Source organism: Sphingomonas sp. Leaf257 (assembly GCF_001422185.1).
Taxonomy (GTDB): domain Bacteria; phylum Pseudomonadota; class Alphaproteobacteria; order Sphingomonadales; family Sphingomonadaceae; genus Sphingomonas; species Sphingomonas yabuuchiae.
Genome location: NZ_LMMH01000033.1, coordinates 64,984 through 78,844, shown reverse-complemented (window position 1 = coordinate 78,844; position 13,861 = coordinate 64,984). Strand labels below are relative to the sequence as shown.

At 67.2% G+C, this 13,861-nt stretch carries 13 protein-coding genes; 1 reads left to right on the top strand and 12 read right to left on the bottom strand.

The genetic code is table 11. From position 1 onward, the window contains the following. Positions 1–43: 43 nt before the first annotated feature. The 7 genes from ASF14_RS14830 to ASF14_RS14800 all read right to left on the bottom strand — a co-directional run bounded on the left by ASF14_RS14830 (position 44) and on the right by ASF14_RS14800 (position 7,225). Entirely contained in the window at positions 44–457 is a 414-nt protein-coding gene (locus ASF14_RS14830; RefSeq protein WP_056436649.1) for a DUF3035 domain-containing protein, read from the bottom strand. Beyond that, positions 450–956: a signal peptidase II gene (gene lspA, locus ASF14_RS14825; RefSeq protein ID WP_056436646.1), complete on the bottom strand. Its 507-nt coding sequence runs from the start codon at positions 954–956 to the stop codon at positions 450–452. The genes ASF14_RS14830 and lspA overlap by 8 nt, the downstream gene beginning before the upstream one ends. Continuing rightward, positions 949–3,780: an isoleucine--tRNA ligase gene (ileS, locus tag ASF14_RS14820; RefSeq protein ID WP_056436642.1), complete on the bottom strand. Its 2,832-nt coding sequence runs from the start codon at positions 3,778–3,780 to the stop codon at positions 949–951. Before ileS ends, lspA begins: the two co-directional genes overlap by 8 nt. A gap of 35 nt (positions 3,781–3,815) precedes the next feature. Further along, positions 3,816–4,754: a bifunctional riboflavin kinase/FAD synthetase gene (locus ASF14_RS14815; RefSeq protein ID WP_056436639.1), complete on the bottom strand. Its 939-nt coding sequence runs from the start codon at positions 4,752–4,754 to the stop codon at positions 3,816–3,818. 33 nt (positions 4,755–4,787) lie between these two features. Then, positions 4,788–5,819 carry a GGDEF domain-containing protein gene (locus tag ASF14_RS14810; RefSeq protein ID WP_056436636.1) on the bottom strand — a complete coding sequence of 344 codons (1,032 nt, stop codon included), beginning with the start codon at positions 5,817–5,819 and terminating at the stop codon, positions 4,788–4,790. Between the two features lie 147 nt (positions 5,820–5,966). After that, positions 5,967–6,434: a dihydrofolate reductase gene (locus tag ASF14_RS14805; protein WP_056436633.1), complete on the bottom strand. Its 468-nt coding sequence runs from the start codon at positions 6,432–6,434 to the stop codon at positions 5,967–5,969. Continuing rightward, the gene (locus tag ASF14_RS14800; protein ID WP_056436630.1) at positions 6,431–7,225 is read right to left on the bottom strand and encodes a thymidylate synthase; all 795 of its coding nucleotides are present in this window, start codon (positions 7,223–7,225) and stop codon (positions 6,431–6,433) included. Before ASF14_RS14800 ends, ASF14_RS14805 begins: the two co-directional genes overlap by 4 nt. A 96-nt stretch (positions 7,226–7,321) precedes the next feature. Here ASF14_RS14800 and ASF14_RS14795 point away from each other — a divergent pair, with 96 nt between their 5' ends. Next, the gene (locus ASF14_RS14795) at positions 7,322–7,714 is read left to right on the top strand and encodes a JAB domain-containing protein (protein ID WP_156361219.1); all 393 of its coding nucleotides are present in this window, start codon (positions 7,322–7,324) and stop codon (positions 7,712–7,714) included. A 220-nt stretch (positions 7,715–7,934) separates the two neighbouring features. Here the strand turns inward: ASF14_RS14795 and ASF14_RS14790 are convergent, their stop codons facing one another. From ASF14_RS14790 to ASF14_RS14770, 5 genes are all read right to left on the bottom strand, one after another. Next, on the bottom strand, positions 7,935–8,675 hold the full coding sequence (locus ASF14_RS14790) for a TorF family putative porin (protein ID WP_056436624.1): 741 nt from the start codon (positions 8,673–8,675) through the stop codon (positions 7,935–7,937). After that, positions 8,672–9,118 carry a hypothetical protein gene (locus ASF14_RS14785; protein WP_156361218.1) on the bottom strand — a complete coding sequence of 149 codons (447 nt, stop codon included), beginning with the start codon at positions 9,116–9,118 and terminating at the stop codon, positions 8,672–8,674. Before ASF14_RS14785 ends, ASF14_RS14790 begins: the two co-directional genes overlap by 4 nt. Before the next feature lie 273 nt (positions 9,119–9,391). After that, entirely contained in the window at positions 9,392–10,135 is a 744-nt protein-coding gene (locus ASF14_RS14780; protein ID WP_168371542.1) for a class I SAM-dependent methyltransferase, read from the bottom strand. Positions 10,136–10,163: 28 nt separating this feature from the next. Beyond that, positions 10,164–11,291: a peptide chain release factor 2 gene (gene prfB / locus ASF14_RS14775; RefSeq protein WP_056436615.1), complete on the bottom strand. Its 1,128-nt coding sequence runs from the start codon at positions 11,289–11,291 to the stop codon at positions 10,164–10,166. A gap of 66 nt (positions 11,292–11,357) precedes the next feature. Next, a complete protein-coding gene (locus ASF14_RS14770; RefSeq protein WP_056436612.1) occupies positions 11,358–13,850 on the bottom strand; it encodes a penicillin-binding protein 1A in 2,493 nt (830 codons plus the stop codon). Positions 13,851–13,861 lie beyond the last annotated feature (11 nt).

The following is a 13,861-nucleotide window of genomic DNA, read 5'->3' as shown; positions in this document are numbered from 1 at the left end:
AGGCAATCCGCCCCCGGCCCTTTTCCTCAATCGTCGTACGGCGTCACTTGGTGGCGGCGCGTGCGTCCTGGCCGTCGCCTTCGGGGGCGGCGACGATGTCGCGGGTCGTCGCGCCCTTGTCGACGACGTTGGTGCCGGGATCGCCGACCGAAGAGCGGATGCCCGTATCGGCGCTATCGGCCCCGGCATTCTGCACCAGGCCATATTCCGACTGGCTGCGCGCCGCCTGACCGCCGAACAGCGCGTCCAGCGTCTGCTGCTGGCCGCTGCGGGTCTGGACGGGGGCGGCGCCCGGCTGCGGCGGGACCAGCGCGAAGTCGGGCGGGATCACCAGCGAGGGCTGGCGCGCGACGGCGAATTCGTCGGGGCGCGCCCGGTCCAGGCCACGCCCGGCCCCACATCCCGTCAGCAACGCGGCGCAGGACAGACCTGCGATGACGGGCACCAACTTACGCATTGCTCTTCTCCACGGGAGCGGGCCGGTCGCGCACGAGAAGCGCGCGGGCCAGCAAAACCAGAACGCCTATCGTAATCGCTGCATCGGCGACATTGAAGACCAAAAAGGGACGCCACTCGCCGAAGTGCAGATCGGCGAAATCGACGACATAACCGAAGCGCACCCGGTCGAGGATATTGCCCAGCGCACCGCCCAGCACACAGCCGAGTGCGACCTGGTCGACCGCATTGCGCTCACGCGTCATCCAGAAGGCCACCGCCAGCGCGATCGCCCCGGTCATCGCCACCAACGCCCAGCGCGACGCGTTGCTGTCGGCGGTCAGCAGACCCAGCGAGATGCCGTAATTGGGCACGAAACGCAGGTTGAAGATCGGTACGATCTCACGAACGTCACCGAGCGAACGCAGGCCCATCGGCCCGGTCACCGCCCATTTGATGATCTGATCGACCAGGAACAGCGCCAGCGCCGTCACCAGTCCACGCTTGGGCAGATTAGCCATGCGCGACCACCTCGGCACAACGGCCGCACAGTTCGCCGTCCGCCGAAACGTCGGGCAGGTGACGCCAGCAGCGACCGCATTTGTGCTTCTCGGTACGGGTAACGCCGACCGTCTCGGCCAGGCTGACATCGGCGACGATGAACGCCTCGGCCAGCGCGTGCGGCTCCAGCGGCAGCGACGGGACCGTCACCTCCGCCTCGTTGGACGAACGCACGGTCTTTTCGCGGCGCAGCGGCTCGATCGCCTCGGTCACCTGCGCGCGAAGGCCACGGATCTCGGTCCAGCGCGCCATCAGCGCCTCGTCCTCGCCCAGTTGCGGCAGTTCCGGCCATTCGAGCAGATGGACCGAGCCATCCTCCGACGGGAAGCGCGACTGCCACACTTCCTCGGCGGTGAAGCACAGGATCGGCGCGGCATAGCGGACCAGCGCGTGGAACAGGATGTCGAGCACGGTGCGATAGCTGCGACGCTTCGGATCGGTCGCCGCGTCGCAATAGAGCGAGTCCTTGCGGATATCGAAGAAGAAGGCCGACAGGTCCTCATTCGCGAAATCGGTCAACGCGCGCAGATAGCGGTTGAACTCGAAGGCATCGGCCGCGCGGCGCAGCTCGGTGTCGAGCGCGGTCAGACGTGCCAGGACGTAACGCTCCAGCTCGGGCATCGCATCGAACGAGATGCGCTCTTCCTCGCTGAACCCGTCGAGCGCGCCCAGCATATAGCGGAAGGTGTTGCGCAGCTTGCGATAGCTGTCCGAAGCGGTGGCGAGCACCTCCTTGCCGATGCGGACATCCTCGAAATAATCGGTCGAGGCGGTCCAGATGCGCAGGATGTCGGCGCCCGATTCGCCGATGATCTTCAGCGGGTCGACGACGTTGCCCAGCGACTTGGACATCTTGCGCCCCTGCCCGTCGAGCGCGAAGCCATGGGTCAGCACCGCGTCGTAAGGCGCGCGGCCGCGCGTGCCGCACGACTCGAGCAGCGACGACTGGAACCAGCCGCGATGCTGGTCCGACCCTTCGAGATACAGGTTCGCGCGCGTGCCCTCGCCATAGCGCGCCTCGATCACGAAGGCATGGGTCGAGCCGGAGTCGAACCACACGTCGAGGATGTCGTTGACCGGCTCGTAATCGGCGAGGTTGTAGTCCGCACCCAGCAGCGCCTGGTGATCGGCGGTGAACCACGCATCGGCCCCTCCCGCGCGGAAAGCGTCGAGGATGCGGGCATTGACCGCCTTGTCGGCGAGATATTCGCCGGTCTGGCGGTTCACATAGAGCGCGATCGGCACGCCCCAGGCGCGCTGGCGGCTGATGACCCAGTCGGGACGCCCTTCCACCATCGAACGGATGCGGTTGCGGCTGCGCTCGGGCACCCAGCGGGTGCGCTCGATCGCGTCCAGCGCGGTCTGGCGCAGCGTCGCGCCATTGCCCAGCGGCACGGTGAGCAGCGGCGTCACGCCCGAGATCGGGTCGACATTGGCCATCGCCAGATCAGGGATCAGCGCGGTGTCGGCGCGGTCCATCGGGATGAACCATTGCGGCGTCGCGCGGAAGATGACCTTGGCCTTGGAGCGCCAGCTATGCGGATAGCTGTGCTGGAAATCGTCCGAGGCGGACAGCAGCGCACCGGCCTCGCGCAGGTCCGCACAGATCGGGCCGTCGGCGGAGACGAACTTCTTGTTGATGACGCTGCCCTGGCCGCCCAGCCACGCCCAGTCGGCGCGATAGGTGCCGTCGCCCTGCACCGCGAAGACCGGGTCGATGCCGTGCGCCTTGCACAGCAGGAAGTCGTCCTCGCCGTGATCGGGGGCCATATGGACGAGGCCGGTACCGGCGTCGGTGGTGACGAAATCGCCGGGCAGGAAGGGACGTGGGCGTGCGAAGAAACCGCCCAGCTTGTGCATCGGATGGAGCGCAGTCGCGCCCTCCAGCACCGGCCCCTTGGCCAGCGCGATGAAGCCCTCCATCGCGATGCCGGTCCGCTTGGTGAAGGCGGGCAACAGCGGCTCGGCGACCAGATAGCGACGGCCGCCGCACTCGAAGTGCAAATAGTCGATCGCCTCGCCATAGCTCAGCGCCTGGTTGACCGGGATCGTCCAGGGGGTGGTGGTCCAGATGACCGCCAGCGCGCCGACCAGATCGGGATATTCGGGGCAGGATGCGACCTCGAATCCGACATCGATCTGGGTCGAGACGATGTCCTCATATTCGACCTCGGCCTCGGCCAGCGCGGTCTTTTCGACCGGCGACCACATGACCGGCTTGGCGCCGCGATAGAGCTGACCCGATTCGGCGAACTTCAGCAGCTCGCCCGCGATCACCGCCTCGGCGTCATAGGTCATGGTCAGGTACGGGTTGGCCCAGTCGCCCATCACGCCCAGCCGCTCGAACTGCGCCTTTTGCGTGCCGACCCAGGTGTCGGCATAGGCGCGGCACTCGGCGCGGAACTGCGCGACGGGCACCTCGTCCTTGTTCAGCTTCTTGGCGCGATAGGCCTCTTCGACCTTCCACTCGATCGGCAGGCCGTGACAGTCCCAGCCGGGGACATAGGGCGCGTCCTTGCCCATCAGGGTCTGCGAGCGAACGATGATGTCCTTCAACACCTTGTTGAGCGCATGGCCCATGTGAATGTCGCCATTCGCATAAGGCGGGCCGTCGTGCAGGATGAACCGCTCGCGCCCGCTACGCTCGCGGCGGAGGCGGTCGTACAACCCCATCTTGGCCCAGCGATCCAGGATCGCCGGTTCCTTGGCGGCAAGTCCCGCCTTCATGGGGAAATCGGTCTTCGGCAGGAAGACGGTGTCGCGGTAATCGGGCGCGTCGCTCATAGGGGACACGCCCTTAACGACTTTAGGTTAACACGTCATGCCGGATTATGCGACGAAAGTATCTGGCGGGCACGCGCGCAGTCGGCGTCCATCTGCGTGACCAGCGCGTCGAGCGAATCGAACTTCGCCTCGGGCCGCAGATAGTTGATCAGCTCGACCGACAGGCGCTGCCCGTACAGGTCGCCGCCGAAGTCGAAGAAATGCGGCTCCAGCAATTCCTTGGGCGGATCGAACTGGGGGCGGATACCCAGATTGGCGGCCCCGTCCAGCACCCGGCCGTCGTCGAGCCGCCCGCGCACCGCATAGATGCCGTAAGCCGGGCGCAGATATTCGCCCATGTCGAGATTGGCGGTCGGATAACCGATGGTGCGGCCCAGCTTGTCGCCATGCTGCACCACGCCCTGGATGGTATAGGGCCGGGTCAGCAACCGCGCCGCCGTCTCGGGATCGCCCGCCGCCAGCGCGGCGCGAATCCGGCTGGACGAGATCGTCTCGCCGTCCAGCATGACCGGCGCCACCGCATCGGTCGAGAAGCCCTGCGTCCGGCCCCAGGCGCGCAGGGACGTCACATCGCCGCTGCGCGCGCGGCCGAAGGTGAAGTCCTCGCCCGTCACCACGCCGCCGACCCGCAAGGCGCCCAGCAGGCGCGCTTGCACGAAATCCTCCGCCGACAGCGCCGCGAGGTCGGTGTCGAAACCGAACACCACCATCGCATCCACGCCCGCCGCCGCGAACAGCCGCTCGCGCTGGTCGAGCGTGGTCAGGCGGAAGGGCGCGGCGTCGGGCTTGAAGTAACGGATCGGATGCGGGTCGAAGGTGGCGACCAGTGCGGGCCGCCCTTCGGCGCGCGCACGGGCGACGGCGGCACCGACCACCGCCTGATGCCCCAGATGGAACCCGTCGAAATTGCCCAGCGCGACGATCCCGCCCGCCAGATGCGCCGGGATGGGCCCCGCGCCGTCAACTCGCTGCATGACCGCGCGCTATAACAGGCCGCGCCGAATTGGCTAGGCGCGCGACAGGATGCGATTGCCCAGGCCCCCGCTCGCCAGATCGCGCAGCATGTCGGCGCGCGTCAGCACCTCCTCCAACGGCACGCCGACACCGACCGCGACGCCGCCCGACATGGTGACCGCCCCGATCGGCTCCCCCGATCCGCGCAGGCGCAGCGTCCGTTCGCGCATGGCGACTCGCGCATCCTCCATCATGCCCGCCAGCGTGGACAAAGGGCGCCCGCGCAGCACGATCAGGAACAGATTTCCCTGCCAGCGGATGATCTCCGTCCCCTCGCAGGATTGGCGCAGCGTGGCGACGAAGGCGCGCAGCACATTGTCGGCGACCGAACGCCCGTAACGCTCGTTGATCCCCTCCAGATCGTCCAGGCTGCACGCTGCCAGCACATATCCATGCGGCTCGTTGGCCAGCCGCTCGACCATCGCCTGCGCACCGGTCCGGCTGGTGACGCCGGTCAACTGGTCGATCCGATCGTCGGTCTCGCCGGGCTCCATCCGGGAGCGCAGGCCCGCGATATTGCCCGCCAGTTCCTCCAGATCGCGTTCGGTCTTGGAAATGCGGGCGATCAACTGTTCGAGCAGCGTGGCGATAGCGCGAGTGTCGGGACCGACATCATTGCTGCGATGCGCATGGGACAACGCCGCGACCTGATGCGAGAAATCGCCGGTGATCGCCCTGGCGTCAGAGGTCAGCGCCTCCAGCGTCTCGGCCTGTTCGCCCAGGTCCCGCTCCATCTGGATCCGGCCGAGCCCGAGATCGGCGACCTCATGCTCGCGGACCAGCGGCATCAGTTCGCGGACATCGTCTTCGGTCAGGCGGATACCGCCATCGGTCCGCCGCGCGACCTCACCGCCCAGTGGGCCATAGGGGTGAAGGACCGCCTGTAACGCCAGCGCGTAGCTGGTGGTCGTCCGGTCCAGTCGATGCCGATCGAGGAACGCGACCGCCTCGTGACTGGCGTCCAGGATGCCGACCGGATCACTGCCCGCCCGACGCCCCCGCGCATTCCCCCCGTCGATGATCATCCGACACTGCCCGCTGCCAAGACGAATGCGGTGAATGCCGCAATTCTTTATCCGAGAATGAGTTTAGGTATGTCGGATCAACAAATGAAGACAGGCCGAAATATTTTTCGCAAAATGGCCAGCTTCAGTGAAGAATGCACCCTTCTGTCATTGCTCCAGTGTCACAAAAGAATAGGATGGACGGTCATCCGAAGCGGGATGATCCTGCCGCTCGACTTCGCGCCAATTGGAAAACGGGGCGACGACGACATCCCCCTCGGCGTCGATATTGACCTCGGTCAATTCCACCCGGTCGGCGATATCGCGGAACAGGTCGAAGATTTCCGCCCCCCCGATCACAGCCACCGGCTCCTCGCCCGCCAGCGCAAGCGCGCCCGCGACGTCGTGCGCCACCTCGGCACCCGGTGCGCTCCAAGCGCGGTCGCGGGTCAGGACGATATGCCGCCGACCCGGCAGCGGGGCGGGAAAGCTGTCGAAGGTCTTGCGGCCCATGATCATCGGCTTGCCCATGGTCAGCGCCTTGAACCGCTTGAGATCGGCGGGCAGGTGCCAGGGCAGGCCGCCATCGCGCCCGATCACCCCGTTGCGCGCGCGGGCGAGGACCAGTGTGATCATATCGCGACCGGCGCCTTGATATGGGGTTGCGCGACATAGTCGTGCAGCACGAAATCCTCGGGCTCATAACCGTCGATGGCATCCGGGCGGCGCAGGATTTCCAGGCGCGGCAGCGCGCCCGGCTCGCGACACAGCTGGGTTTTGGCCTGCTCCAGATGGTTCAGGTACAGATGGCAGTCGCCGCCGGTCCAGATGAACTCGCCAACCTCCAGATCGCATTGCTGCGCCAGCATATGGGTCAGCAGCGCATAGGAGGCGATGTTGAACGGCACGCCCAGGAAGATGTCGGCCGACCGCTGATAGAGTTGCAGCGACAGGCGGCCGTTCGCGACATGGGTCTGGAACAGGCAGTGGCACGGGGCCAGCGCCATGGCGTGCAGATCGCCGGGGTTCCAGGCGGACACGATCTGGCGGCGCGAGGCGGGCTGGGTGCGGATCTGCTCCACCAGCTCGGCGATCTGGTCGATATGGCGGCCATCGGCCGTCGCCCAGTCGCGCCACTGCTTGCCATAGACGGGGCCGAGATCGCCCTGCTCGTCGGCCCATTCGTCCCAGATGCTCACACGGCGATCCTGAAGCCAGCGGACATTGGTGTCGCCGCGCAGGAACCACAAAAGCTCGACGATGATCGAGCGCAGGTGGAGCTTCTTGGTGGTCAGGGCCGGAAAACCCCGGGCCAGGTCGAACCGCATCTGGTGGCCGAAGACCGAGAGCGTGCCCGTGCCGGTCCGGTCCATCTGCTGCACGCCCTGGGTCAGGACCCGGTCCATGAGATCGAGATATTGCCGCATGCCTTGGGCCTAGCGTCGTGCGCGGTCCCCGCCAAGCCGAACCGGATCGGCGCGGGATAAAGCTGTGTCGACGTCCAGCATGATGCAGGGCTGGTCGTGTACCGCTTGCCCCGCCCTCCCCTCCGCATCGCCACGCGTCGTGACGCGCTGGCCTTGTTCGGCGGGCTGGATCATGGGGACAAGGAGGCGATGGGGATCGCCTATCTGGGTTCGGAACGGATGCTGTTGGGCTTGCGCCATGTCGCAGGACGCCATGATTCGGTGACGGTCCCGGTCGCCCGGATCGCCCGCGATGCGATCCTGATGGAGGCAAGCGCGGTGCTGATCGCGCACAACCACCCCGATGGGGACACCCGCCCCAGCGCCGCCGACCTGTCATTGACCCGGCGGCTGGCGCAAGGGCTCGCGGCGCTGGACGTAATGCTGCTCGACCACCTGATTCTGGGAAGCGGTTCGGTTGTGAGCCTGCGGGAGCATGGACTGCTCTGAAAGCCCCTCCCCTTCAGGGGAGGGGTTGGGGTGGGGCCTTTCCACGAACGCCGCGCTTGCGGAAGCGCCCCACCCCCGGCCCCTCCCCTGAAGGGGAGGGGTAGGTCCATTTCAGGCCATCAGAGTCCAGGCCATGGGCGACATCGCGTGGGGAGAGGCCCTCCCCCATCCCCTCCCGCCTGCGGGAGGGGAGAGCCTATGGCGCAGCTATGAGCGCGCCTCAGAACCCGAAGCGCACCCGCCCGACAATCCGGTCGCCCGAATGCCGCGCATCGGCCAGCGGAAAGGCGGAGGCCGCCCGCTCCGACACGTCGGTACCGACATAGTCCAGTCCCAGAATCACCGGCCCGGTGACATGCTGCACCCCGACCCGCCAGTCGCTATAATCGCCACCGGGACGAAGCCGCGCGGCACGGAAGGGATCGTCGGTCTTGCCGGAAGAGTGGCCGAGCCCGGCCAGCAGCGTCCAGGGCGTGCCCAGTATGCCCGCCTGGGCCCCGGCATGAAGATAGAGATTGTCGCCGCCGATCGCGCTTTGCGACGGTGCATAGTCCGCGCCCGCATCGACCTGCACCGGACCCAGCGTATAGGCTGCCGACCCGCCCAGTTCGACATAATCGGCATTGAAGCCCGCCCCGCCGAACAGATGGCCGGTCACGCGTCCGCGCACCGTCACCGGGCCCAGCAGGGTGGAGGCGCCCAGACTCAGGTCGCCGACCACCCCCGCGCCGCCATGCCGCGCCGATTCACGAAGCGCCACGATCCGGCCGCTCGCCTCAAACGGTCCGCTCGTCGCGAAAATATCGGCGGAGGGCGATACCCGCCCCCCGCTCCAGCTCAGGCCCCGGCGATTCTCGTCGCTGTTCACCTCGACGCCGATCGAAGGCCGCTCCTGCGCGAGGAGCGGCGAGGCGATGCTGGTGCCCAATACGACACCCAAGGCAATGATACGCAAGCTCATCCGGCGCGCGTCTCGGCATGCAGGCGATCTATCTCGGCGCGTAGCAGGCCATGGTCTTCCTGCGCCACGGCCTGAAGGTGGTCGCGCACCGCGTCGTGACGCCGGGCCACTTCCTGCGCGATGGCGTTGCGGTTGGTGCTGCACCAGCCAGGGCGGCTACCCTCGATCACGCGATCCTGCGCCGCGCTGCGCATCAGCGCCGTGCCGCCGGGCCCACGCGCTTCGCGGTGGACCGTGACATTGGCGCTCCACAGGCACCGCAGCGTCGAGGGACGGCCGCCGGTCGTCACCGCGCCGATCTGCTTATGGGTCACGCCGACATCGGCGCTATAGCGGACCGCAACCGGGCCCGAATGATGGTCGAGCTGGACACGGTGTTCGAGCGCCCCGTCGGAGGCCACAACACCGCCGAGCGCGAGCCCGGCGATCAAAAGCATGTTCATCATCATCTCCTTCTGCGGGACCCCGGCTTATGCGGGCCGGTGGTCTATCGGCACCAGGCGGGGCCGATACGGGATCAATACATGACAAAGCTGTCATGTTCCAAATTTGTCGTGGCGACGGTGACTGATCAATAGGTCTATTCCTCCCATGCAAGGGGAGGTGGCAGGCCGTCAGGCCTGACGGAGGGGTGTCCCGCTCTCGATAGGGTGACACCCCTCCACCATGCTGCGCATGGTCCCCCTCCCCTTGCAGGGGAGGAATGAGGAGCAGGACTACCCGCCCTGGTTATCCTTCATCCGGCAGGGACGGATCGCCTTGGGATCGGGACGCGGGCCGGTTGCGCGGAAGGTCGCCAGATAGCCGCCTGCCGAGGGCATGTTCTCGATCGACACCTGGGTGAAGCCGACCGCCTCGAACTCACATTTCAGCAGCGCGGGCGGCGTGCCATGCGCCTTGGTACGGCGGTCGGCATCGACCACCACGACCAGGCCGTCGGACTTCAGCGCGGGGAACAGCCGCCACAGGAACTCATAGGGCTGCTCGATCTCATGATACATATGGACCATGAGAACGCGGTCGAAGCTGGTGGGTGGCAGCTTGGGGTCGGCGGGCTCGCCCAGCCGGACGCTGACATTGTCCAGCCGCTCGCGCGAGACACGCTCGGCCAGCCGGTCGCGCCAGGCGGCGACGATATCCTCGGCCAGTACGCGGCCGGTCTTGCCGACCCGCTGCGCCAGGCGGACGGTATAATAACCCTCGCCCGCGCCGATATCGGCCACCGTCATGCCGGGGCGGATTTTCGCCCGGTCCATGACCTGATCCGCCTCGCGCAGGCGGTCGCGCGCATCCTCGCTCGACCAGCGCGACGAGACGACGTCGGCGACCGGCCGATCCGCCGCCGGGAACGGGCCGACCTTGTCGTCGTCCCCGTCGTCGCGCTGCTGGATCAGCGGCTTCGAACCGTCGCACGCCGCCACCACGCCCCCCAGCGCGATGACGAGGGCCGCCGCCGCCATCAAGGGCCCCGCCCCCCGGACACGCATCTTAGTCGACATCCTCCACCGCGACCGCCTCGCCGGTCACGCGCTGCGACAGCGCCGCCGCCATGAAGGCATCGAGATCGCCGTCGAGCACGTCGCCCGGCGCGGTCGAGGTCGTGCCGGTGCGCAGGTCCTTTACCAGCTGATAGGGCTGGAGCACGTAGGACCGGATCTGGTGGCCCCAGCCGATATCGGTCTTGGTCGCATTCTCGGCATTGGCCACGGCTTCGCGCTCGGCCAGCTCACGCTCGTACAGGCGGGCGCGAAGCTGGTTATAGGCCTCGGCCTTGTTCTTGTGCTGCGAACGCTGGTTCTGGCACTGCACCACGATGCCGGTCGGCAAGTGGGTGATGCGCACCGCCGAGTCGGTGGTGTTGATGTGCTGACCGCCCGCACCCGATGCGCGGTAGGTGTCGATGCGCAGCTCGCTCTCGTTGATCTCGACCTCGATATTGTCGTCGATCACCGGATAGACCCAGACGCTCGAAAAGCTGGTGTGGCGACGCGCGGCCGAGTCATACGGGCTGATCCGCACCAGCCGGTGCACGCCCGATTCGACCTTGGCATAGCCATAGGCGTTCTCGCCCTTGACCAGCAGGGTCGCCGACTTGATCCCGGCCTGTTCGCCCGCATGATAGTCGATCAGCTCGACCTTCATGCCGTGCCGCTCGGCCCAGCGCGTGTACATGCGCTGGAGCATCCCGGCCCAGTCCTGGCTCTCGGTTCCGCCCGCGCCCGCGTTGATCTCGATATAGCTGTCATTGGCATCGGCTTCACCGGCCAACAGCGCCTTGATCTTGTCGGCCTCGGCCTTCTTGGCGAGTTCGCCCAGGCTGGCGACGGCCTCCTTCTCGAGATCCTCGTCACCCTCCATCTCGGCCAGCTCGATCAGCTCGACCGTGCCCGACAGCTCGTTCTCGATCGCGCGGGTGGCGGTGATGGCCTCGTCCAGGCGGCGACGCTCGCGCATCACCTCCTGCGCCTGCTTGGGGTCGTTCCACAGGGCCTGGTCCTCGACGCGCGCGTTCAGCTCGTCCAGGCGGCGCAATGCGCGGTCCCAGTCGAGGAAGCGGCGCAGCAGCTCCAGGGCGTCCTTGATCTTGTCGACATGAGCCTGCGCTTCAGCGCGCATGAAAATTCTCCGAATCGGTCGTACGGCCGCCCGAACGGGGACGGCAAAACGAATATGGGAAGCGGGCTAGTAGATTCCGCCTTCTCTTTGCAAGAAATCGCTGTCGCGCGGGGGCGCTGGCCTGGTCGGGCCGGTCGGCGTCGCGGGCGCCTCGGCAGCCGCGGCACGGCGCGCGCGACGGCGCGGCTCGCTCTCCGGCTTGAACGCTTCCCAGATCACGGCGGGCTTGGGATCGTCGCCGGTCGGGAAGGTGCCATAGACCGGCCGCCCGCTCGCGCGGTCGATGCGGACCATGCGAATGCCGGGCGCCGCGCGGAAGGGCAGCTTCTCGAGCCCCTCATAGGCCTTTTCGGCAAACTGGCGGAAGATCGGCACCGCGATGGTCCCGCCCTGCGCATAGCCGCCCAGCGAGCGCGGCGTGTCATAGCCGATATAGAGGCCGCCGACGAATTGCGGCGTGCCACCGACGAACCACACATCGGTCGGGCCGTTATTGGTGCCGGTCTTGCCGAACATCGGGCGGTTCAGGTCGCGCAGGCCGGTGGCCGTGCCGCGCTGGATCACGCCCTCGGTGATGTGAACCATCTGATAGGCGGTCATCGCGTCCAGCACCTGGCGCTGGCGCGAGACCGGGCGCGGCATCGGCTTGCCGTCATAATCGGCGGCGTTGCAGCGGTCGCAGGCGCGCCAGTTTTCCGGCCAGATCACCTTGCCGTGCCGGTCCTGCGCGAAGTCGATCAGCGAGGGATCGCCGCCGCGCCCGTTATTGGCGAGGATCGCATAGGCGTTGACCATCTGCCCCACCGTCGTTTCGCCCGCCCCCAGCGCATAGGCGAGATAGGGCGGGAAATCGCCGATCCCCATCTGCTTGATCGTCGCCACGACATTCTTCATGCCGACGGTCGAGGCGGTCCGCACGGTCATCAGGTTGCGTGACTGCTCGATGCCCCAGCGCATCGTGTGCGGCCCGGCGCCTGCCGAATTGCCGAAGTTGCGGAAACACTTCGTCCCCAGACCGGCCCCCTGATCGACGCAGAACGGACCGTCGACGATGATCGAGGCGGGCGTCATGCCGCTGTTCAGCGCGGCGGAATAGACGATCGGCTTGATCGTCGAGCCCGGCTGACGCTCGGCCTGGGTGGCGCGGTTGAACGCCTGGAGCCGGGCGTCGAAGCCGCCCTGCATCGCCAGCACGCGGCCGGTCGCGGGCTCCTCGACGACGAAGCCGCCCGAGATGCGCGGGATGGAGCGCAGCTGGAACTGCTCGCCCGCCGGCGACACGGCGATGATGTCGCCGACCTTGAGCGCGCTGAACGCGGTCGCCGCCGTGCCCCGGCGCGGCATCTGCGCGAAGCTGCGCGGCAGCGTGCCGGTGCGGCCATTGGCGAAGCCGATCGTCGCCTCGCCGCTGTCCTTTGCCGTGACGATCCCGGCGCGCCAGTCGCGATAGTCGAGGCCGATATTGGTGTTCAGCAGCACCTGCTGCCAGTTCCCGTCCTCGATATCCTCATGCCGGATCGGCCCGGACCAGCCGCGCCCGCCCTCGAACCGGATCAGGCCGTCGCGCAACGCTTCGGCCGCCAGATCCTGCAACCGGGTATCCAGCGAGGTGCGCACCCAGAGACCGCCGTCATAGACGCTGTTCGGCCCGCTCTCCGCCTTTTCACCATAACGCTTGATCAGCTGGCGGCGGACCTCCTCGACGAAATAGCCGCCGACCTGCGCATACTTAGGCGTGCGGCGCAGCACGGTGCCCAGCGGCTCGGCCATCGCCGCGTCATATTGCGCACGGGTGATGAAGTTGTTCGACAGCATCTCGCGCAGCACATAGGCGCGGCGCTCCAGCGCGCGGTCGGGGTGGCGGACGGGATCGTAATTGGCCGGTCCCTTGGGCAGCAGCGCCAGATAGGCCATCTGCCCCAGCGTCAGCTCGTCCAGTTCCTTATCGAAATAGGCATGGGCCGCCGCCTCGACGCCAAAGGCGTTCCGGCCAAGCGCGATCTGGTTGAGATACAGCTCCAGGATCTGCGGCTTGGTCAGCGTGTCCTCGATCTTATAGGCGAGGATCGCCTCCTTGATCTTGCGGGTCGGCGAATAGGCGTCGCCGATCAGCAGGTTCTTGGCGACCTGCTGGGTAATGGTCGAGCCGCCGCGCGCGCGCCGCCCGCTCCCAAATTTCTTGGCATAGTCGATGACCGCGCCCGCCAGGCCGGGATAGTCGACGCCGCCATGCTCGAAGAAGCTCTTGTCCTCCGCCGCCAGAAAGGCACGGACAAGGAGCGGCGGATATTCATTGTAGGACAGCTCGACCCGGCGCTCGCGTGCATAGGATTGGATCGGGGTGCCGTCGATTCCGCGCACATGGGTCGGCAGCGGCGGCTCATAGGCCTTGAGCGCGTCGACCGAGGGCAGGTCGCGGATGAACACGAACCAGAACACGCCGCCACCGATCGCCGCGAGCAGCGCAAGGACAGCGAGCACCCGCACCCACCAGCGGCGCCAGAGCGGGCGACGCGGCGGTTCGGCGGGTTCGGAGGGGGAAAAGGTTTCGACGGCCATGGCTTTGCGGG

What these genes read in the sequence shown, in the direction of transcription:
- ASF14_RS14830 (WP_056436649.1), bottom strand. Translation starts at nt 457, where the DNA reads ATGCGTAAGTTGGTGCCCGTCATCGCAGGTCTGTCCTGCGCCGCGTTG.
- lspA (WP_056436646.1), bottom strand. Translation starts at nt 956, where the DNA reads ATGGCTAATCTGCCCAAGCGTGGACTGGTGACGGCGCTGGCGCTGTTC.
- ileS (WP_056436642.1), bottom strand. Translation starts at nt 3,780, where the DNA reads ATGAGCGACGCGCCCGATTACCGCGACACCGTCTTCCTGCCGAAGACC.
- ASF14_RS14815 (WP_056436639.1), bottom strand. Translation starts at nt 4,754, where the DNA reads ATGCAGCGAGTTGACGGCGCGGGGCCCATCCCGGCGCATCTGGCGGGC.
- ASF14_RS14810 (WP_056436636.1), bottom strand. Translation starts at nt 5,819, where the DNA reads ATGATCATCGACGGGGGGAATGCGCGGGGGCGTCGGGCGGGCAGTGAT.
- ASF14_RS14805 (WP_056436633.1), bottom strand. Translation starts at nt 6,434, where the DNA reads ATGATCACACTGGTCCTCGCCCGCGCGCGCAACGGGGTGATCGGGCGC.
- ASF14_RS14800 (WP_056436630.1), bottom strand. Translation starts at nt 7,225, where the DNA reads ATGCGGCAATATCTCGATCTCATGGACCGGGTCCTGACCCAGGGCGTG.
- ASF14_RS14790 (WP_056436624.1), bottom strand. Translation starts at nt 8,675, where the DNA reads ATGAGCTTGCGTATCATTGCCTTGGGTGTCGTATTGGGCACCAGCATC.
- ASF14_RS14785 (WP_156361218.1), bottom strand. Translation starts at nt 9,118, where the DNA reads ATGAACATGCTTTTGATCGCCGGGCTCGCGCTCGGCGGTGTTGTGGCC.
- ASF14_RS14780 (WP_168371542.1), bottom strand. Translation starts at nt 10,135, where the DNA reads ATGGCGGCGGCGGCCCTCGTCATCGCGCTGGGGGGCGTGGTGGCGGCG.
- prfB (WP_056436615.1), bottom strand. Translation starts at nt 11,291, where the DNA reads ATGCGCGCTGAAGCGCAGGCTCATGTCGACAAGATCAAGGACGCCCTG.
- ASF14_RS14770 (WP_056436612.1), bottom strand. Translation starts at nt 13,850, where the DNA reads ATGGCCGTCGAAACCTTTTCCCCCTCCGAACCCGCCGAACCGCCGCGT.